Consider the following 19,986-nt stretch of genomic DNA (forward strand, 5'->3'; position numbering starts at 1 on the left):
CTGAACTTCCGTTACGCGCCGTCAGTCAGCTACTTGAACTCACGAATTCAAGGTCGGGTGGGCAATGCATATCTCGTTGGAGCAACAAGTGGCACTGGTAACAGGCGCCAGTTCCGGTATCGGCGCCGGTGCGGCCAGGGCCCTGGCGCAGGCCGGTGCTGCGGTGGTGCTCAATTACAACAGCCAGGCCGCGCCCGCCGAGGCCTTGGCAGAGCAGATCAACGCCGAGGGCGGCCGGGCGATTGCCATCGGCGCCGACGTGTCGAAAGAAGCCGATGTGGAACGCCTGTTCGCAAAGACCCTCGAGGCGTTCGGCCATCTGGACATCCTGGTGGCCAACTCCGGTATGCAGAAGGACGCCGCCGTGGTCGACATGACCCTCGACGACTGGAACGCCGTGATCGGCGTCAACCTCACCGGCCAGTTCCTCTGTGCCCGGGCGGCGGTACGCCTCTTCAAGCGCCAGGGCATCCGTGAAGGCGTATCCCGCGCCGCCGGCAAAATCATCCACATGAGCTCGGTGCACCAGTTGATCCCCTGGGCCGGGCACGTGAATTACGCGGCGTCCAAGGGCGGCGTTGACATGCTGATGCGCACCCTCGCCCAGGAAGTGAGTGAACAGCGCATCCGTATCAACGGCATTGCGCCGGGGGCGATTCGTACGGCGATCAACCGTGCCGCCACCGAAGGTGCGGCGGAACAGGCGCTGCTCAAGTTGATCCCCTATGGCCGGGTCGGCGATGTGGAGGACGTGGCCAACGCTGTGGTATGGCTGGCCAGTGACGCCTCCGACTACGTGGTCGGCAGCACCCTGTTCATTGATGGCGGCATGAGCCTTTACCCGGAGTTTCGTGACAATGGTTGATTTGAAAAAAGAACCACAAAGCGCCATCGATGCCCACGGCATCATCGGCGACATGCGCAGCGCAGCGCTGGTAAACGATAAAGGCAGCATCGATTTCTTCTGCTGGCCGGAGTTCGACAGCCCGTCGATCTTCTGCTCACTGCTCGACACCCCCGATGCCGGCACGTTCCAACTCACCCCGGACCTGCCCAACGCCCGCCGCGAACAGATCTACCTGCCCGACACCAATGTGCTGCAAACCCGTTGGCTCAGCGATGAAGCCGTGGTGGAAATCACCGACCTGCTGGTCATCAGCGAAGAAATCGACGACGTGCCCCTGCTGATTCGCCGCGTACGCGTAGTCAGCGGCACGGCCACCCTCCATCTGCGCTGCGCCGTGCGCCATGACTATGCGCGCGCGCCCACCGAGACGAGCCTGGATAACGCCAGCGTCTGTTTCAACGCCGATGGCCAGCCGGGCATGCGCCTGTGCGGCAGCCATCCGTTGCAGATCGAAGATAACGCCGCCGTGGCCCGCTTCACCCTGGGTCAGGAAGAAAGCGCCGAGTTCGTACTCGGCGGCCAGGACGATGAGCGTGTGGGCAGTGTCTGCACCGACCTGGCCCTGGCCCACACCTTGAAGTTCTGGCGCGGCTGGATCGCGAAGTCGAACTACCGCGGGCGCTGGCGCGAAATGGTCAACCGCTCGGCCCTGGCCCTCAAGCTGCTGACCTCGCGCAAACACGGCGCAATCATCGCCGCGGCCACCTTCGGCTTGCCGGAAACGCCTGCGGGCGAACGCAACTGGGACTACCGCTACACCTGGATCCGCGACGCCTCGTTTACCGTCTACGCGTTTATGCGCCTGGGTTTTGTCGACGAGGCCAACGCCTATATGCGCTGGCTCAAGGGCCGGGTCAGCGACTGCTGTGGCCAGCCGACCAAGATCCATATCCTCTACGGCATCGACGGCCGCCAGGAGCTGCCCGAAACCACGCTGGAGCACCTCAGCGGCCACGGCGGCGCCAAGCCGGTGCGCGTCGGCAATGGCGCGGTCGACCAGGTCCAGCTGGATATCTATGGCGAGTTGATGGACGCGGTGTACCTGGTCAACAAGTACGGCGAAGCCATCTCCCACGAGGGCTGGAAACACACGGTGGAAGTCGCTGACCAGGTGTGTGAAATCTGGAACCAGAAAGACGTGGGCATTTGGGAAATGCGCGGCGAGCAGCATCACTTCCTGCATTCGCGGCTGATGTGCTGGGTGGCCCTGGACCGTGCGATCCGCCTGGCCTCCAAGCGCTCGTTGCCGGCGCCGTTTGCACGTTGGGACCAGACGCGCCAGGCGATCTATGCCGATATCTGGAGCAACTTCTGGAACGAAGAACGCGGGCATTTCGTGCAGCACATCGGCAGCACCGCCCTGGACGGTTCGATGCTGCTGATGCCGCTGGTGCGTTTTGTCGCCGCCACCGACCCGCGCTGGCTGAGCACCCTGCAGGCGATCCAGAAAAGCCTGGTGCGCGACGGCATGGTCTACCGCTACCGCAACGACGACAACGCGATCGACGGCCTGCAAGGCACCGAAGGCGCATTCGCCGCCTGCTCGTTCTGGTACGTGGAGTGCCTGGCCCGCGCCGGGCAGGTGGAGAAGGCCCACCTGGAATTCGAACAACTGCTGCGCTACGCCAACCCGCTGGGCCTGTATGCCGAAGAGTTCGACAGCCAGGCCCGCCACCTGGGCAATACGCCCCAGGCGTTGAGCCATCTGGCGTTGATCAGCGCGGCGACGTTCCTGGACCGCAAGCTCAGTGGCGAGAAGACGACCTGGCAGCCCTGAGGCGCCCTGCCTTTACAGGCAGGGCATCCCGCCATGTCTTTCGACTAGAGTTTCAACACCTGACAGGAGTCCACCATGACCATCACCGCCCCACTCCTCTACGTGCGCACCTCCATGCTCGATGTGGCGTATGAAACCCACGGTCCCATCGACGGCGAGCCTGTGATCCTGCTGCATGGTTTCCCTTACGACCCGCGCGGCTATGACGAGATTGCGCCGGTGCTGGCCGAACGCGGCTACCGGGTGCTGGTGCCGTACCTGCGCGGTTATGGCCCTACGCGGTTTATCAACGCGCAGGTGATGCGCTCCGGCCAACAGGCGGCGCTGGGCAAGGATCTGCTGGATTTCATGGATGCGCTGTCGATCCCGCGCGCCACCCTGGCCGGGTATGACTGGGGCGGGCGCGCGGCGTGTATCGTCGCGGCGCTGTGGCCCGAACGGGTACGCGGGCTGGTGACCGGCGATGGCTATAACATCCAGGACATTGCCAGGTCGCGCCAGCCACGGGCGCCGGCGACGGAGCATCGGTTGTGGTACCAGTTCTACTTCCACACCCCGCGCGGTGTGGACGGGCTGACGGCCAATCGCCGCGAGCTCTGTGAGTTGCTGTGGTCACTGTGGTCGCCGTCCTGGGCCGAAGGGCCGGGGCTGTATGGGCAGACGGCGCCGTCATTCGACAACCCGGATTTTGTCGAGGTGGTGATTCACTCCTATCGCCATCGTTTCATGTATGCGCCTGGCGATCCGGCGCTGGAAGCCATCGAGCAGGCCCTCGCGCGGCAACCGGCGATTGCGGTGCCGAGCATTTCGCTGTGCGGTGCCGACGACGGCGTGGGCCCGCCATCGCAAGAGGATGACGACGTGGAGCATTTCAGCGCTTTTTACCGACGCCAGGTATTGCCGGGCGTGGGCCACAATATTCCCCAGGAAGCACCGCAGGCCACCCTCGACGCCCTGTTTGAATTGCTCGCCTAGGCCACCGGCGAGAACCGCTCGCGGTAGGCCTGGGGCGTCACCGACAAGGCCCGCATAAAGCTGCGGCGCAAGGTTTCTTCGCAGCCGAAACCACACTGCACGGCGATGCGCTTGATCGATGTGGTGCTGTCGGCCAGTTGCCGGCGCGCGCTTTCGACACGGATCAGCTCCACCGCGCGCGCGGGTGTCTGGCCGGTTTCGGCGCGGTAGTGGCGCACGAAGCTGCGCTCGCTCATGCCGGCCTGGGCGGCGAGGGTCGGGATACTCAGGTCGAGGGTCAGATGTTCGGCTATCCAGGCATGCAGTTCGGTGAAACGGCTGCCGCCCTTTTGCAGGGACAGGGTCACGCTGAATTGCGACTGGCCGCCGGGGCGCTTCAGGAACACCACCAGGTGCCGCGCCACTTCCAGGGCCACGGCGCGGCCCAGGTCTTCTTCCACCAGGGCCAGGCACAGGTCGATGCCGGCGGTGACACCGGCGGAGGTCCACACCGCGCCCTGCTGGATAAAGATCGGGTTGGGCTCCACGGTCAACGCCGGAAACTTGCGCGCCAGTTCTTCGCAGCGGGTCCAGTGGGTGACGACGCGGCAACCATCGAGCAAACCACTGGCCGCCAGCAAAAACGCACCGGTGCACACCGAGGCCATGCGCCGGGTGTACCGGGCTTTTTCGCGCACCCAATCCACCAGCGCAGACTTTTCAGCGGCGCCGTACACGCCCCAGCCACCCGCGATCACCAGGGTGTCGCAGGGCTGGTCGACCGCAGGCAACGGCTCGGCCACCAGCGCCAGGCCGGCGGAGGTCATCACCGGGCCGGCCTGGTCGGCGATCACCGTGACCGCGTAAGGCAACGGCACGCCACGCTGGCGCGCCAGGTCATTGGCCGACGCAAACACCTGCAACGGCCCGGTGACGTCGAGCACCTGGGCATTCTCGAAAGCGAGTACGTGAACAATTCTGGGCATGATTGGCGTGATTCGTGGGTTCAATGGCGTATTCGCCAAAGCCTAGGCCGCTAGAGTGAGGTCGTCTACCCCTTTCTCGGAGCTTCATTCATGACCTTGCAGATCGGCTTTCTGTTGTTCCCCGGCATTCAGCAACTGGACCTGACCGGCCCCTACGACGTATTGGGTTCGCTGCCGGATGTAAAGCTGCACCTGGTATGGAAGGACCTGGCGCCGGTCACTTCAAGCACGGGCCTGGTGTTCACGCCGACCATGACCTATGCCGACTGCCCGACGCTGGATGTGATCTGCGTGCCCGGTGGTTCCGGCGTGGGCCCATTGATGGAAGACCCGCAGACCCTGGACTTCCTCAAGGCCCAGGCGCAGACCTCGCGCTACGTGACCTCGGTGTGCACCGGCTCGCTGGTGCTCGGCGCAGCGGGGTTGCTGCGCGGGCGCAAGGCGACGACGCACTGGGCCTACCACGACATGCTCGCCCCGCTCGGCGCCATCCCGGTACAGGAGCGCGTGGTGCGTGACGGCAACCTGTTCACCGGCGGTGGCATTACCGCCGGTATCGACTTTGCCCTGGTGCTGGCGGCGGAGCTGTACAGCGAAGCGGCGGCGCAACTGGTGCAGTTGCAGATCGAATACGCGCCGGCACCGCCATTCGATTCGGGTCGCCCGGACACAGCGCCTGCGCATGTGCGGGAAGAAGCCAACATACGCACCGCCGAATCGCGCAGGGTGCGCGGTGAAATCGTCGCGCGCGCAGCAGCACGGCTGGGCTGAGCCTGTACCTGTGGTGAGCGAGCTTGCTCGCGCTGGGGCGCGAAGCGGCCCCAAGCTTTGGAGGGGCTGCTGCGCAGCCCAGCGCGAGCAAGCTCGCTCACCACAAGAAAAGAAGCTCGTTCACCACAACAAGCTCGTTTGGCCACAGACCGCTTGCTCGCCGCACAATCCCTTCACCTCATGGGGTCAGGTTGGGCGCGACATCACCGCCAGGCGCACCGCCAGCACGCTCAGCACCGTCGCCAAGCCCCATCTCTGTAACCAGGCGCCTCTTGGGCGCCTGGCGAAGAAGCGGCTCAGCACCCCGCCGAAAATGCCCAGCAGCAGGTGAAACACCCCAGCGATCAAGGTCAGCACGCCGCCCAACAGCATCAACTGCACGGCGATGGAGCCGGCCTGCGGCCGTACGAACTGCGGCAAAAACACCACAAAAAACAGCAACGCCTTGGGGTTGAGCAGGCTGTTCAGCATCGCCTGTAGAAACACCCGGCCAAGGGGAACACGGTGCAGGTGGGCAGTATCTGGCCCAGGTTTTTTCTGCAGCGTCTTGAACACCAGCCACAGCAGGTAGACCACACCCGCACAGCGGATCACGTCAAAGGATGGCGGCCAACTGGCGACCAACGCCGTCACCCCGCTGGCGGTCAATGCGCTCAGCAGTATGTCGGCTACACCGATGCCCAGGGCCGAGGCCACTCCCCCGCGCCAGCCGTGGGTGACGCCATGGCTGATCACAAAGGCCATGTTCGGCCCCGGGGATAACAGCAACAACAGCACAGCACCTGAAAAAACCGCCAGGGTCGCAAAGTCGATCATGCTCAAGCCGTCCACCGGGAAAAGCCTGCAGATTAGTGCGTGGGCCCGGGGCGAACAAAAAATTGTGCTGGATACATTGTTCATCGGCAATTGCGAATGGCCACGACCAGCGTCTAGAATGCGAAACATTATCAATTAAGACTGCTGCGCCAGGATGCCCATGTCGAGCGATCACCCACTGGACCATGCCGCCATCGGCCAGCTTTACCACACCCATCACTCCTGGCTGCGCGGCTGGTTGAGCCGGCGCACCGGTTGCCGTGAACGTGCCGCCGACCTCGCGCAGGAAACCTTTGTGCGCCTGCTCAACGCACGCAAACAGCAGGCCGTACTGCAGCCGCGCGCGTACCTGAGCAGCATCGCCCGCAGCTTGATGATCGACCAGTACCGGCGCCGCGAACTGGAGCGCGCCTACCTCGAAAGCCTTGCGCATTTCCCCCAGGCCGACGTGCCGTCGGAAGAAACCCGCCTGCTGATTCTCGACAGTCTGGAACGCATCGACCGCCTGCTCGACCAGCTCAAGCCGCGGGTGCGTGAAGCGTTCCTGCTGGCGCAACTGGACGGCCTGACCTGCGCTCAGATCGCCCTGCGCCTCGGGGTGTCCAAGGCTACGGTGGAGCGTGATCTGTCCAAGGCGCTGCACGCCTGCTATCGGTTGCGCTATGCCGACCTCTGACCCGCGCCTGGTCGACCAGGCTATCCAGTGGATGATCAAGCTGCGTTTCAACGTCGCCGACGACGCCAGCACCGCTGCGTTCGAGCGCTGGCTGCACACCAGCGCCGAACACCAGCAGGTCTGGCAACGGGTGGCGACGATGAATGATGAGTTCAGCCACCTGCCCGCGCAGGTCGGCCGCCACGCCCTGCACGGGGCGCGTCGACGTATCAGCCGGCGTGAAGGGTTGAAGCTGCTCGGCCTGGTGGCCGGTGCGGCCGGCCTGACCTGGTTCGGCCGCGACTACACCCCGCTGCCCGCCTTGATGGCCGACTACCGCACTGCCACCGGCGAACGGCGTTGGGTGGCGTTGAACGACGGCAGCCGCATCCAACTGAACAGCGCCAGCGCACTCGACACGGCGTTTACTCAGGAACGACGCCTGGTGCAGTTGCGCCAGGGTGAAATACTGGTCAATCCCGGTGCCGACACGCGGCCCTTCTGGGTACAGACCCGTGACGGTTACCTGCGCGCCCTCGGCACGCGCTTCCTGGTACGCGAAGAGCCCCAAGGCACCATGCTCGCCGTGCAGCAGGGCACGGTGGCGGTGTTTGCCGACAACCACGCCGCCGGCGCGCGCCAAGTGATCAACCCCGGCGAACAGGTGCTGTTCGACCGCAGTGGCATTCGTTCTCTCGCCTCCAATGGCCTGGACCCTTGGGCCTGGAGCGATGGTGTGATCAGCGCCCGGGACATGCGCCTGGATGCTTTCCTCGCCGAGCTGGGCCGCTACCGCAACGGCCTGCTGCGCTGCAGCGAAGCGGTGGCCGGGTTGCGGGTGTCGGGCACTTATCAGTTGGACGACACCGATGAGGTGCTGGGCCTGGTAGCCCACTCACTCAAGCTCGATGTCACTTACCGCAGCCGCTACTGGGTGACCGTCACCGCCCGCGTTTAACATTCTCGAAAATAAATGAGGTGAATTCTCATTGCCGCTCGACCTGTAAGGAAAGGCCGATCAACAGGCCGGTTCTGTTCACTTCCTTCAGGAGCATCCCGCGGTCATGCACGCGTCCCCCTTCCCACGTTCACCCCTCAAGCACGCGGTGCACGCCGCCTTGCTCGGCGCCTGCCTGAGCTGCGCAACCGCGCCGCCGTTCGCATGGGCCGAAACGCCGGCCAGCGACACCCAGGCCCGCGACTGGAACATCGCCGCCGGTTCCCTGGCCACGGCCCTGGACCAGTTCGCCCGCCAGGCCGGCATCAGCCTGTCGTACGACGCCACCAGCGTCGCCGGCAAGACCAGCCAGGGCCTGAGTGGTCGCCTGGACCGCGAGCAGGCGCTCGGCCAGTTGCTGCGTGGCCAGGGCCTGCAAGCCCAGCGCCAGGGCAACAGTACCTGGCTGCTGTTGCCGCAAGTGGCCGACGGCGGCGCGCTGAACCTGGGCGCCACCACGGTCACCGGTGAGCGGTTGGGCACCACCACCGATGGCACCGGGGCCTACACCACGGGTGCGGTGACGATCGGCAAGGGCGAACACAGCCTGCGGGAAACGCCGCAATCGGTGAGTGTGATGACCCGCCAATTGATGGATGACCAGAACCTCACCACCATCGATGACGTGATGGAACGCACGCCCGGGATCACCACTTACGAATCACCCATGGGCGGCAAATATTTTTATTCCCGTGGTTTCAAGATGCTCGGCCAGTACCAGTACGACGGCGTGCCTCTGGACATGGGCAAGGACTACGTGCAGGCCGACAGCTTCAGCGCGAACATGGCGATCTACGACCGCGTCGAAGTGCTCAAGGGCGCGGCGGGCATGCTCAAGGGCGCCGGCACCGCCAGCGGCGCGGTGAACTTCGTGCGCAAGCGGCCCCAGGCCAAGCCCACCACCAGCCTGTCGCTGTCCGCCGGCACCTGGGACAACTACCGCGCCGACGTCGACTCCGGCGGCCCGCTGAATGACAGCGGTACGGTGCGCGGCCGCGCGGCGATCAGCCAACAGAATCGCGGTTCCTACATGGATATTTCCAAGCGCCAGGACCAGGCTTTCTATGGCGCCCTGGATGTCGATCTCAGCGCCGACACCACCCTGGGCTTCGGCGCCAGCCATGAAGACGTCGACGCCACACCGTGCTGGGGCGGCCTGCCGCGCTATGCCGACGGCAAAAGCGCCCACCTCAGCCGCTCCACCTGCCTGGGCCAATCCTGGAACGACTGGCAAAGCCGGCGCACCACCTTCTTCGCCGACCTCACCCATCACTTCAACGATGACTGGAAACTCAAGGTTGCGGCCGTGCACAGCCGCAACCTGCAAGACACCAAATACGCCGCCAGCGAAGGCACCATTGCCTACGGCAACCCGACGCCTACGGCCAACTCCTATGCGGCGCTGATGGACTACGACCACAAGGACTTCGGCCTCGACGCCTATGTGGACGGCAAGTTCGAAGCCTTCGGGCTGGAACACGAACTGATCCTCGGTGCCAATGGCAGCCGTGGTACCCAGGACGATGTGTACGCGATCCAGAACCTGCCCAGGCGCCAAGGCATCTACCAACCCGACCACCATTTCCCGGAGCCGGCCAACAGCACCTTCTGGCCGAACATGTATCGCGGCGGCACGGTGAAGGAAACCGCCACCCAGTACGGCGCCTACACCACCTTGCGCCTACGCCTGGCCGAGCCGTTGATGTTTATCGTAGGCAGCCGCGTGAGCTGGTACGAGAACCGTCGCCAGTCCAACAACCTGGCCTGGGGCGAGTGGGCCTTGCAGGATGCCCGCACCCGGGAAACCGGTGAAGTGACGCCGTTTGCCGCACTGATCTACGACCTCAACGAGCACCTGTCGGTGTACGCCAGCTACGCGGATATCTTCCAGCCGCAAAGTTCCTATGCCACGCTCGATGGCGCCGCGCTCAAGCCGAAGATCGGTGACAACTACGAGCTGGGTATCAAGGGCGAATGGTTCGACGGGCGCCTCAACAGCTCCCTGGCGCTGTTCCGCGCCGTCGAGAAAAACGCGGCCGAATCCGACTATATCGCCCAGTGCCCGACCTCCGCCGACGGCTATTGCTACACCGACAGCGGCAAGGTGCGCGCCCAAGGGGTGGAGGCGGAAATCAGCGGTGAAGTGCTCGAGCGCCTGCAGGTATCCGGCGGCTACACCTACACCCAGACCAAGTCCCTGAAGAACATCGATACCGCCCTGGAGGGCGGTACGTCCAACACCTACGTACCTCGACACATGCTGCGCATGTGGGGCGACTACCAGCTCGACGGCGCCCTGTCGAAATGGAGCGTGGGCACCGGCGTCAACGCCCAGAGCAGCAATTACCGCGTGCAGACCATCAAGCTCGAACAGGCCGGTTACGCAACCTGGAGTGCCCGTGTGGCGTACCGTATCGACGACACTTGGACCGTCGCACTCAACGGCAACAATCTATTCGATAAAAGCTACTACAACACTGTCGGAACAGCCTCCTGGGGCAACTTTTATGGCGAACCGCGAAATTTTACGGTGAGTTTGAAAGGCAACTTCTGATCTGGCGAAAGTCCCGCAGGCAGGGCACTTCGTGCGCCCTGCCAACCCCTCTTTGTCCCCCCTTCCTACCGCCTTTGAAAAAAGGTTTTTCCTTTATGCAGGAAAAATCCTGCATTTGTTTCTACACTCAAAAACACACCCAATCACCGCGTACCCGGACAAGGAATGTCAATAAAATGCCGAACAAAATACTGGTAAACCTGTCTGCCCTGCCATCTCCGCACCACAGTCAATTAATTGACAGATTGATTAAGGTAACACTCCTGTAGTCACTACCCCCGCAAATTCCCTTCAAATGGATAGCTGCATTTGAATTGATAGTTGCGTATTACCCAGAGTAGCCGTAGTTGGAAGTGCTCTCTAAAGCAGTTCGCTGCTTTATTGAACAAACATCCAAACAATAGCTCTGGCGTGCAATGAGGGATGTTTTATGCGAGAGAAGTCGTCCGTCGACAGCCTGTTTTTAACGCGCGCCGGTTTTGTTGAGTTCTTTGTTGTTTTCGTCAAGTTCATACATGGCCTGAGTGCCATTTTGCCCCCGCTGATCCTGGTGATGTTCATCGACCCGATGGACCCCGAACTGCGCGGGCACTTCCTCGGCCTGCTGGTATTTTTCGCGGTCCTGACGATCATTCTGTTCCAGGCCCTGGGCATCTATTCCGAAGAACTGTTCAGCAACCGACTGCGCCTGAAAACCAAGGTGAAGGCATGGTCGGCGGCGTTTTGCATCCTGTTGTTCATGTACCAGATCCTGCAGTTTTTCCCGCAATTGACCCCGCGTAACCTGGTGGCCTGGTACGTCGCCAGCCTCGGGTTGTTCTGCCTTGAGCGCCTGCTGATGCTGCGCCTGTACCGCAGCCTGATGCGCAAGGGCAAATACCTGCAACGTACGGTGATCCTGGGCTTTACCGACACCGCCATGCACGTCGCCGACCACCTGCAACGCAACGGTGATATCCGCTCCGGCCTGATCGGCTTTATCGACGATCGCACCGAGCGGATCCCCAAGGAATTGAGCAACCTGCCCCTGCTGGGCAACACCCGTGAGCTGGAAAAACTCATCCGCGCCGAGCAGGTCAACCAAGTGATGATCTGCCTGCCCTGGGCCGCCGAGCAGCGCATCCACGGGCTGGTCAATCGCCTGCGGCAGATGTCGGTCAACGTGATGCTGGTGCCCGACATGGCCGCCCTGCGCTACGGCCATAGCCGCATCACCGATGTGGGCGGGATCCTGATGTTCAACACCTCGCAATTGCCGTTGCGTGGCTGGTCGCCGGTGATCAAGCGCCTGGAGGATGTGCTGCTGGCCAGCCTGGCCCTGGTGGCGCTGTCCCCTGTGATGGTCGCGACGGCGATTGCGATCAAGCTCGACTCCAAAGGGCCGATCCTGTTTCGCCAGAACCGCTTTGGCTACAACGACAACGAAATCCGCGTGTTCAAGTTCCGCTCGATGTACACCGACCAGAGCGACTTCACCGCCGAACGCCAGACCACCCGCCAGGACCCGCGCATCACCCGGGTGGGACGCATCATCCGCAAGACCAGCATCGACGAGCTGCCGCAATTGTTCAACGTGCTGCTGGGCAACATGTCCATGGTCGGCCCGCGCCCCCATGCCACGGCGACCAAAGCCGCCGGCATACCCTTCGAAGTGGCGGTGAGCGAGTACAGCTCGCGCCACCGCGTAAAACCGGGGATTACCGGCTGGGCGCAGATCAACGGTTACCGGGGTGAGACCGACACCCTGTTCAAGATCCAGAAACGTGTCGAGTACGACCTGGAGTACATCTCCAAGTGGTCGGTGTGGTTTGACCTGTACATCGTTTTCATGACGGTCCCGGCCGTCCTTTCCACCAAGGAAGTCTATTGATGAAGACCCTCAACGGATTAATTCCCTGCATCGTTTCCGGTGGTTCGGGCACTCGACTGTGGCCGGTGTCGCGGCAGAACATGCCCAAGCCGTTCATGCGCATGCGCGATGGCCAGAGCCTGCTGCAAAAAACCTTCCTGCGCGCGGCCAAACTGCCCGGCGTGGAAAGCGTGCTCACGGTGACCAACCGCGACCTGTTGTTTCGTACCCTCGATGACTACCGCGGAGTGAACAACGCCCGCCTGCCCCTGGACCTGCTGCTGGAACCGTTCGGTCGCAACACGGCGGCGGCCATCGCCGTGGCGGCCCTGCATGTGCAGGAGCATTTCGGCGGCGACGCACAGTTACTGGTGATGCCCGCCGACCATCTGATCCTCAATGAAGTGGCGTTCGCCGAGGCCGTGACCCAGGCCCGCGACCTGGCCGAAGCCGGCTACCTGGTGACGTTCGGCATCCAGCCCGACCACGCGGAAACCGGTTTTGGCTATATCGAGCAAGGCGAGGCGCTGAGCCAGGGCTACCGGGTCAAACGCTTCGTCGAGAAACCCGACCTGGCCACCGCCCAGGCCTACCTGGACGGCGGCAAGCACCTGTGGAACGCCGGCATGTTCTGCTTCAAGGCCAGCACCCTGGTGGATGAGCTCGCCACCCATGCACCCGACGTGCTGGAGGCCGCACGCGCCGCGCTGGAGCACAGCCAGAGCCTGCAGAACACAACCTCGCGCCAACGTGAACTGGATGCGGATGCGTTCGGCAGTGCGCCGGATATTTCCATCGATGTGGCCTTGATGGAAAAGTCCCGGCAAGTGGCCGTGGTGCCCTGTGACATTGGCTGGAGCGACATCGGGTCCTGGGAAGCGCTGCGCCAGCTCACCCCCAGCGATGCCCATGGCAACCAGATCAATGGCGAAGCGATTTTGCATGACGTGCACAACTGCTACATCGACTCGCCCAAGCGCGTGCTGGGCGCCGTGGGGGTGCGCGACCTGATCATCGTCGACACCCCCGACGCGCTGCTGATCGCCGACGCCCACCGCAGCCAGGATGTGCGCCATATCGTCGCCGAGCTCAAGCGCCAGAACCATCCGGCGTACAGCCTGCACCGCACGGTGACCCGGCCGTGGGGCACCTACACCGTGCTGGAGGAAAGCAGCCGTTTCAAGATCAAGCGCATCGTGGTCAAGCCCCTGGCCTCGCTGTCGTTGCAGATGCACCACCACCGCAGCGAACACTGGGTGGTGGTCAGCGGCGCGGCACAGATCACCAATGGCGACCGCGAGTTCCTGATCAACGCCAACGAGTCCACCTACATTCCCGCCGGGCACAAACACCGGCTGACCAACCCCGGCATCATCGACCTGGTGATGATCGAAGTGCAGAGCGGCGAGTACCTGGGCGAAGACGACATCGTGCGCTTCGACGACATCTACGGCCGCGCGCCTGCCGAGGCGAAGAAATGACATGCGTACTTCATTGATCATCCCCACCCGTAACGCCTCCAGCCACCTGGCACGCCTGCTGCCTGCGCTGAAGATGCAAACCCTGCAACCTGACGAGATGCTGGTGGTGGACAGCGCCTCCAGCGATGACACCGTGGCGCGCTTTCGAGCGTTCGGCGCGCGGGTCGAGGTGATCGACGCCCGTGACTTCAACCACGGCGGCACCCGCCGCTGGGCCAGCGAACAGGTGGGTGGCGACGCGCTGATCGTGATGACCCAGGACGCCATCCCGGCAACGCCCGAGACCTTTGCCAATCTGCTCGATGAATTGCAGCAGGACCCGCTCAACGGCGTCGCCTACGGGCGGCAATTGCCCCACCCCGATGCGGGCTTGCTGGGCGCGCAATCGCGGCACTTCAACTACCCGGAACACAGCCGCAGCAAAAGCCTGGCCGATGCACCGGAGCTTGGGATCAAGACCTGCTTCAGCTCCGACTCGTTTTCGGTGTACCGGCGCAGTGTGTTGCAGGCCGTTGGTGGCTTCCCTGCCGACGTGATCGGCAGCGAAGACGCCTTTGTGGCCGCACGCATGCTGCTCGACGGCTACAAGGTGCGCTATGCCGCCACCGCGCTGGTGCATCACTCCCACGATTACAAACTCATGGACGAGTTTCACCGCTACTTCGACATTGGCGTGTTCTACGGCCGCGAGCCGTGGATCAAGCAGGCCTTTGGCGACGCGGGTGGCGAGGGCAAACGCTATGTGCTGGCCGAACTCGCGGCGCTGCGCAAAGCCGGCGCCTTGCACCGCGCGCCCGAGGTGCTGGTGCGCAGTGCGTTCAAACTGCTCGGTTACCGCCTGGGCCATCTTGAACGCCGCCTGCCGCTCGCCCTCAAGCGGCGCATCAGCATGTTTCCCGGTTATTGGAGGTGAGCAGCATGACCCACAGGAAGTCCCCCTTGATGAAGCGAAGCGTGCTCGCCCTGGCCATGCTGGCCCTGGCCGCCTGCAACACCCCGGCGCGTATCGAGCCACCGGACAGCAAGACCGTCGAGGACGGCAAGCGCGCCCTCGACCAACTGGCCCAGCTGCCACCGGCGGTGGAACGCATCCGTATCGGCGACCAGTTGCGCATCGTCCGCGATGCCGGCGAGATGCCGACGCTGTCGGCGTTCAACGTCAGCACCATCTACGAGCTGACGCTGTACACGGTGCAGACCGACGGCAAGATCAACTACCCGTTCCTGGGGCCGATCCAGGTTGCCGGGCGCCAGCCATCGGAGCTGGCCACCCAACTGACCCACGAGCTCGCGGCGACCTACCGCGAACCCCGGGTGACGGTGAACATCAACCAGGCGCCGAGCAACTCGGTGATCGTCGGTGGTGCGGTGAATAACCCCACGGCGGTGCAGATCGCCACGGCCAATACCCTGGAGCAGGCGATTGTCGGCGCCGGCGGGGTCAGCCCGGCGGGCAACGCGAGCATGGTTGCGCTGCTGCGCGAAGATGCCCAGGGCGCCTATCGTGCTTACTTCCTGGACTTCAGCCAGCTCCTCAAGACCGGCGCCAACGGACGCAAGCCGGTGCGCCTGCAACGCGGCGACGTGGTGTTCGTGCCCAAGTCCAACGTCGGCGAGCGCATCCAGGGCGTGGACACCTACATGAACCAACTGATCCCGTTCACCAAATCCATCGGGGTCGGCTACAACTACACGCGCACCAGCGGCGGCAGTAATTAAAGGAGCGACATCCCATGATCGAGATCCGTTCTTTTCGTGATCTGCTACGCCTGTTCTTCATCTTCCGCCACGAGTTCAAACTGGCCGCCATTGCGGCACTGGTGATCATTCTGCTGGGGGCTTTCCTGCTGCCGGCCAAGTACGAATCCACGGCGCGCCTGCTGGTCAAGCCGGGGCGTGATTCGACCTTGCCCATCGAGATCAGCAACCGCCAGGCGCTGGTGATGCCCAGCACCCAGCGCGACCCGATTGTCGACGAGGAGCGTCTGCTCACCGGGCGCCCGATTGTGCGGGCGGTGGCCGAGCACTACCTGGAGGTGATCAGTAACGCACCGCCACCGGAAGGCTTCTGGAAGCGCACCAAGTATTACGTCAAGAGTGGCGTAGGTGCGGTGTTCGATGGCATCCGCGTGGTACTGGAAACTGTCGGCGTGGTGGAAAAAACCACGCCGGTGGAACGCCTGGCGGCGGGCCTGGAAAAGAACTTCGAAGTGAGCCACGCGGCCGGCTCCACGGTCATGGACATCAACTTTACCTGGGGCGACCCGGAGATAGCCCAGGCGGTGGTCAAGGATTGGGTCGAGACCTATGTCAACGAACGCACCCAGGCCCTGGGGCGCAAGAGCCTGTACGTCTTCTATGAAGGCCAGGTCGCCACCAGCGCCACCGAGATCCAGAGCTACAAGCAGCAGATCCTCACGCACCTGAACCAGATCGGCGCGGCGAGCATCACTGATCGCCTGGAAGACTTGTCCGAGCGCATCAACGTACTGCGGGGCGAAACGTTCAACACCACGCGCCTGATCGCCTCCTCCGACAGCGCTATACAGAGCACCCGCACCCAGCTCAAGAGCCAGCCCAAGGAAGTCACCACGGTGCGCCAGATCGCACTGAACCCCCAGCAGCAGGACCTGCGCCGCCTGCTGAACCAGAAGCTGCTGGAAAAGGCCGACATGATGCGCACCTACACGGACAACGCGCCGCCGGTCAAAGCCCTGGATGCGTCGATCCGCGCAATGCAGGCCCATGTCGCGAGTGAAAGCAACACCGTGCAAAGCTCGGAAAACCGCGCGCCCAATACCCTGGAAATCCACTTGCAGCGAGTACTGCTGGATGAGTCGAGCAACAACCTCGCGCTGCGTACCCAACTGACTCAACAACAGAAACAACTGGCCAACCTCGAAGCCCAGCGCAAGCAAGCCCTGGAGATCGAACCGGAACTGACACGCCTCGCCCGGGAGCTGGGCGCCGCCGAACGCAACTACGCGCTGTATGTGGACAACCTGGAGAAATCACGCATCGACCGTGAACTGGATAACAGCCAGATCAGCAACATCGCGGTGATCGAAGAGGCCACCCTGAACCCCGGCCGCATCTTCCCCAAAACCCTGGTGATGCTGGTGCTGGCGGTCCCATTCGCCGTCGTCGTCGGCCTGCTGGTGATTTACCTGTGCTACCTGCTCGACCAGCGCATCCACGATGGCGGCCTGGCGGAACGCAAGTTCGGCCTGCCGCTGTGGACCACCTTGCCCGAGCTGGACACCAGCACCGCCCAAAGCACCAACGCGTTCAATGCGAGCATCTACCGGCTGTACGGGTTGCTGCAGTTGGAGCGCATCGCCGAGCAGGGCCTGACCCTGGGGCTGACCTCGGCACGTCACGGCGAAGGGGTGACCTTTGTGGTGGAACAACTGCGTCAGTTGCTGCAGGAAAACGGTATTAACGTGCGTGTGGGCGGCGCCGAACCGGCGGCGCCAGGTGAAGTGGTGCTGCTGGACGCCTCGGCGCTGCTGGATAACCGCGATGCGTTTATCAACCTGCGTCGGGCCGACCTGATCGGGCTGGTGGTGGAAGCGCAGAAGAGCACGGTGCCGGTGGTGGAGCACGCGCTGTCGATCCTCAACACCGCGTTCGGCAAGGTCGACGGCATCATCATCAACCGGCGCAAATTCGAAGTGCCGGCCAAGGTGCTGAAAACCATCGCCAAGTACCGAGGGGCATTCTGATGCGCGTCGCCCTGCTCGCCCCGTTGCCGCCGGAGAAAAATGGCATCGCCGACTACGCGAACCATTTCCGCAGGGCACTGGAACAACTGGAGGTGACGGTGCTGACGCCGTTGGCCGGGGTGGCGGGCAACAGCGAGGCGATCAAACAGGCCATCGGTGGTTTCGACTGGCACAGCGTGGACCTGGTCCACGCCGAGCTGGGCGGCGGACGGCTGGGGGAGTTCCTGGCCCTGCGCGAATTGCGCAAGGCCTACCCGGCACTGCCCTTGACCGCCACGGTGCACGATCCGGAACGCATCGTCTGGCGGCGCGAGCGCTTGCCATTCCCGTTGAACCTGCTGGAGCGCTTGCCCAGCCCGATGCCACAGGCCGCAGTGGTGCTGGCCGATCCGCTGACCTTGCGTGAAGAGCGCCAGGTCGCCGCCGGCTTGACCCGCTTGATCACCCTCACCCGCCTGGGCGCCGAGTGCCTGGGCCAACGCATGCAACTGCCGGCGGGGAAAGTCGCGGTGATCCACCATGCCAACCTGGCGATTGCATCGGCGCCGTTGCCGCCCCTGGATACGCTGCGCCTGCTGTACTTCGGGTTTATCTACCGGGGTAAAGGCATCGAAGACCTGTTAGAGGCCCTGGCCGGCGTATTCAAGCAGGCCCCCGAATTGCGTGAGCGTGTGCGCCTGACCCTGGCCGGTGGCACCGCCGCCGAAATGGCGTTTGGCGCAGGCGGCAACTACCTGGAGCAGTTGAACCGCCAGATCGCCGAACTCGGCCTGGCGGATGCCATCGACTGGCAGCTGAACCTGCCGGCCGACGAGATTGCCCAGACCATCCAGGCCCACCATGTGATGGTACTGCCCTATCGCGAATCGAAAAAACTCGGCCTGCTCGGACGCCAGCGCGGTACCAGTGGCGCGCTGTCCTGGGCTGCCGCCTGCGGGCGTGGGGCAATTACCTCCGACGCTCGCGCGTTTGCCGAGGAAGTCGCCAGCGGCAACGGTGCCATCTACCCCGAAGGCGATGTGGATGCCCTCAGCGCGCAACTGCTGCGCCTGGCGCGCACGCCGCTGCTGGCCCGGGACTGGGCCGAACGCGCCGGCGAAATCGGCCGCGAGCGCTTATGGCCGTTGACCGCGCAAAAGTTCAAGGCACTGTTTGAGCAAGCCATCGAGGGCAGCCACCATGGCGCGTAAACGCACCTACGTCGCCACCCTGGTTGTGGTCGCCGCCCTGGGCCTGACCGCGTTTTTGTGGGGGCGCCAGGCCGATGCCGAGAGCCATGTGCTCAAGGGCAACAAAACCGTGGTGTGGAAGGATTTCCTCGGGGTGAACGCGCAGTTCCTGTGGTTCGCCCCTGAGCGCTATCAGAAGCAGATCGACCGTCTCAAGGCGCTGGGCCTGGAGTGGGTACGCCTGGATTTGCATTGGGACCAGCTGGAGCCGGTCGAAGGGCAGTACCAGGTTGCGACGCTGGATCAGTTGGTGGGCAAACTGCAGGACAACCAGCTCAAGTCGGTGTTCTACCTGGTGGGGTCGGCGCCGTTCGCCACCACTGCGCCGGTGGGGGCGCCGTATCAGGACCAGTACCCGCCAAAAGATCCTAACGTGTTCGCCAACCGCATGGCGCTGTTGGCCCAGCGCTATCCCAGTGTCAACGCCTGGCAGGTGTGGAACGAACCGAACCTGCTGGGCTTCTGGCGCCCGGTGGCCGACCCGGCCGGCTACGCCGCACTGCTGACCACCACCGCCGCCGCGTTGCGCGCAATGAACCCGAGCAAACCGGTGGTGGCCGCCGGCATGGCATTCTTCAGCGAAATGCCCAACGGCCAGAGCATGTTCGATGCCCTTGGCACCCTGGGCGTGGCCAGCCTCAATACCGTCGTCTCGTACCACCCTTATACCCAATTGCCCGAAGGCAACGACCCGGCCAACCTGGACTTTATCGCCAGGACCACCACGCTCAACCAGGCCCTGCGCAACGGCGGCGTGCAGACCCTGTGGAGCACCGAGTGGGGCTGGTCGACCTACACCGGCCCCAAAGACGCCCAGGACATCATCACCCCACAGGCCCAGGCCGATTACGTGGTGCGCCGCCTGGCGCTGATGAGTGCGCTGGATTACGACCGGATCTTCCTGTTTACCCTCAGTGATCTGGACCAGCGCGCCAGTGTGCGGGACCAGTCTTACGGCTTGCTCGACATCGACGCCAACCCCAAGCCGGTCTACACCGCGCTGAAAAATTTCCTCGACGTCAGCGGTCCGACGCTCACCCCCGGCGATCCGCCCAGCGCCGACCAGTTGCCCGACGGCCTGTTCAGCATCGGCTGGACCCGCGTCGACGGGCGCAAGCTATGGTTCTTCTGGGCGGCCGAGGGCGGCAACGCACACCTGCCCAACCTGGCCAGCGCCACCCTGTATGACCCGCTGCGCGGTACGCAAACCCCGGTGAGCGGCACCCACGGGCTGACCGTCAGGGTCAAGCCGAACCTGCAAATTCTGTTATGGGAGTGAGGCCCG

The 19,986-nt window shown here is 63.7% G+C and carries 16 protein-coding genes; 14 read left to right on the forward strand and 2 right to left on the reverse strand.

Annotation, left to right across the window (positions count from 1 at the left end; all coding sequences use genetic code 11):
- Nucleotides 1-64 precede the first annotated feature (64 nt).
- The 3 genes from C8K58_RS29445 (at nucleotide 65) to C8K58_RS29455 (ending at nucleotide 3,659) form a co-directional block, all read left to right on the forward strand.
- Nucleotides 65-865 carry a glucose 1-dehydrogenase gene (locus C8K58_RS29445; protein ID WP_027603115.1) on the forward strand — a complete coding sequence of 267 codons (801 nt, stop codon included), beginning with the start codon at nucleotides 65-67 and terminating at the stop codon, nucleotides 863-865.
- The gene (locus tag C8K58_RS29450; protein ID WP_027603114.1) at nucleotides 858-2,684 is read left to right on the forward strand and encodes a glycoside hydrolase family 15 protein; all 1,827 of its coding nucleotides are present in this window, start codon (nucleotides 858-860) and stop codon (nucleotides 2,682-2,684) included. Before C8K58_RS29445 ends, C8K58_RS29450 begins: the two co-directional genes overlap by 8 nt.
- Before the next feature lie 75 nt (nucleotides 2,685-2,759).
- Nucleotides 2,760-3,659 carry an alpha/beta fold hydrolase gene (locus C8K58_RS29455; RefSeq protein WP_108574792.1) on the forward strand — a complete coding sequence of 300 codons (900 nt, stop codon included), beginning with the start codon at nucleotides 2,760-2,762 and terminating at the stop codon, nucleotides 3,657-3,659.
- Here the strand turns inward: C8K58_RS29455 and C8K58_RS29460 are convergent.
- On the reverse strand, nucleotides 3,656-4,624 hold the full coding sequence (locus C8K58_RS29460; RefSeq protein ID WP_108574793.1) for a GlxA family transcriptional regulator: 969 nt from the start codon (nucleotides 4,622-4,624) through the stop codon (nucleotides 3,656-3,658). The two genes, C8K58_RS29455 and C8K58_RS29460, sit on opposite strands and share 4 nt — an antisense overlap.
- A gap of 90 nt (nucleotides 4,625-4,714) precedes the next feature.
- On the opposite strand from C8K58_RS29460, the gene inhA reads away from it, so the two are divergent.
- Complete coding sequence (gene inhA / locus C8K58_RS29465; RefSeq protein ID WP_108574794.1) at nucleotides 4,715-5,395, forward strand: isonitrile hydratase; 681 nt, start codon at nucleotides 4,715-4,717, stop codon at nucleotides 5,393-5,395.
- Between the two features lie 186 nt (nucleotides 5,396-5,581).
- Here inhA and C8K58_RS29470 read toward each other — a convergent pair whose 3' ends face one another.
- Complete coding sequence (locus C8K58_RS29470; RefSeq protein ID WP_108574803.1) at nucleotides 5,582-6,211, reverse strand: LysE family translocator; 630 nt, start codon at nucleotides 6,209-6,211, stop codon at nucleotides 5,582-5,584.
- Between the two features lie 160 nt (nucleotides 6,212-6,371).
- Here C8K58_RS29470 and C8K58_RS29475 point away from each other — a divergent pair, with 160 nt between their 5' ends.
- The 10 genes from C8K58_RS29475 to C8K58_RS29520 all read left to right on the forward strand — a co-directional run bounded on the left by C8K58_RS29475 (nucleotide 6,372) and on the right by C8K58_RS29520 (nucleotide 19,980).
- Nucleotides 6,372-6,887, forward strand: a complete 516-nt coding sequence (locus C8K58_RS29475; RefSeq protein ID WP_053132260.1) for a sigma-70 family RNA polymerase sigma factor — start codon at nucleotides 6,372-6,374, stop codon at nucleotides 6,885-6,887.
- Entirely contained in the window at nucleotides 6,874-7,824 is a 951-nt protein-coding gene (locus C8K58_RS29480) for a FecR domain-containing protein (RefSeq protein ID WP_092359590.1), read from the forward strand. Before C8K58_RS29475 ends, C8K58_RS29480 begins: the two co-directional genes overlap by 14 nt.
- Nucleotides 7,825-7,930: 106 nt before the next feature.
- Nucleotides 7,931-10,417: a TonB-dependent receptor gene (locus C8K58_RS29485; protein WP_108574795.1), complete on the forward strand. Its 2,487-nt coding sequence runs from the start codon at nucleotides 7,931-7,933 to the stop codon at nucleotides 10,415-10,417.
- 430 nt (nucleotides 10,418-10,847) lie between these two features.
- Complete coding sequence (locus tag C8K58_RS29490; protein WP_098479963.1) at nucleotides 10,848-12,287, forward strand: undecaprenyl-phosphate glucose phosphotransferase; 1,440 nt, start codon at nucleotides 10,848-10,850, stop codon at nucleotides 12,285-12,287.
- Nucleotides 12,287-13,747: a mannose-1-phosphate guanylyltransferase/mannose-6-phosphate isomerase gene (locus tag C8K58_RS29495; RefSeq protein WP_108574796.1), complete on the forward strand. Its 1,461-nt coding sequence runs from the start codon at nucleotides 12,287-12,289 to the stop codon at nucleotides 13,745-13,747. Before C8K58_RS29490 ends, C8K58_RS29495 begins: the two co-directional genes overlap by 1 nt.
- A 1-nt stretch (nucleotide 13,748) precedes the next feature.
- Nucleotides 13,749-14,660: a glycosyltransferase family 2 protein gene (locus tag C8K58_RS29500; protein ID WP_027603104.1), complete on the forward strand. Its 912-nt coding sequence runs from the start codon at nucleotides 13,749-13,751 to the stop codon at nucleotides 14,658-14,660.
- A gap of 29 nt (nucleotides 14,661-14,689) precedes the next feature.
- On the forward strand, nucleotides 14,690-15,466 hold the full coding sequence (locus C8K58_RS29505; RefSeq protein WP_027603103.1) for a polysaccharide biosynthesis/export family protein: 777 nt from the start codon (nucleotides 14,690-14,692) through the stop codon (nucleotides 15,464-15,466).
- A 14-nt stretch (nucleotides 15,467-15,480) separates the two neighbouring features.
- Nucleotides 15,481-17,472, forward strand: a complete 1,992-nt coding sequence (locus C8K58_RS29510) for an exopolysaccharide transport family protein (RefSeq protein ID WP_027603102.1) — start codon at nucleotides 15,481-15,483, stop codon at nucleotides 17,470-17,472.
- Complete coding sequence (locus C8K58_RS29515; protein WP_108574797.1) at nucleotides 17,472-18,662, forward strand: glycosyltransferase; 1,191 nt, start codon at nucleotides 17,472-17,474, stop codon at nucleotides 18,660-18,662. The genes C8K58_RS29510 and C8K58_RS29515 overlap by 1 nt, the downstream gene beginning before the upstream one ends.
- Nucleotides 18,652-19,980 carry a cellulase family glycosylhydrolase gene (locus C8K58_RS29520; protein WP_108574798.1) on the forward strand — a complete coding sequence of 443 codons (1,329 nt, stop codon included), beginning with the start codon at nucleotides 18,652-18,654 and terminating at the stop codon, nucleotides 19,978-19,980. Before C8K58_RS29515 ends, C8K58_RS29520 begins: the two co-directional genes overlap by 11 nt.
- The last annotated feature ends 6 nt before the right edge of the window (nucleotides 19,981-19,986 follow it).

Origin of the sequence: Pseudomonas sp. GV047, assembly GCF_003058245.1 — a bacterium.
Classification (GTDB): Bacteria; Pseudomonadota; Gammaproteobacteria; order Pseudomonadales; family Pseudomonadaceae; genus Aquipseudomonas; species Aquipseudomonas marginalis.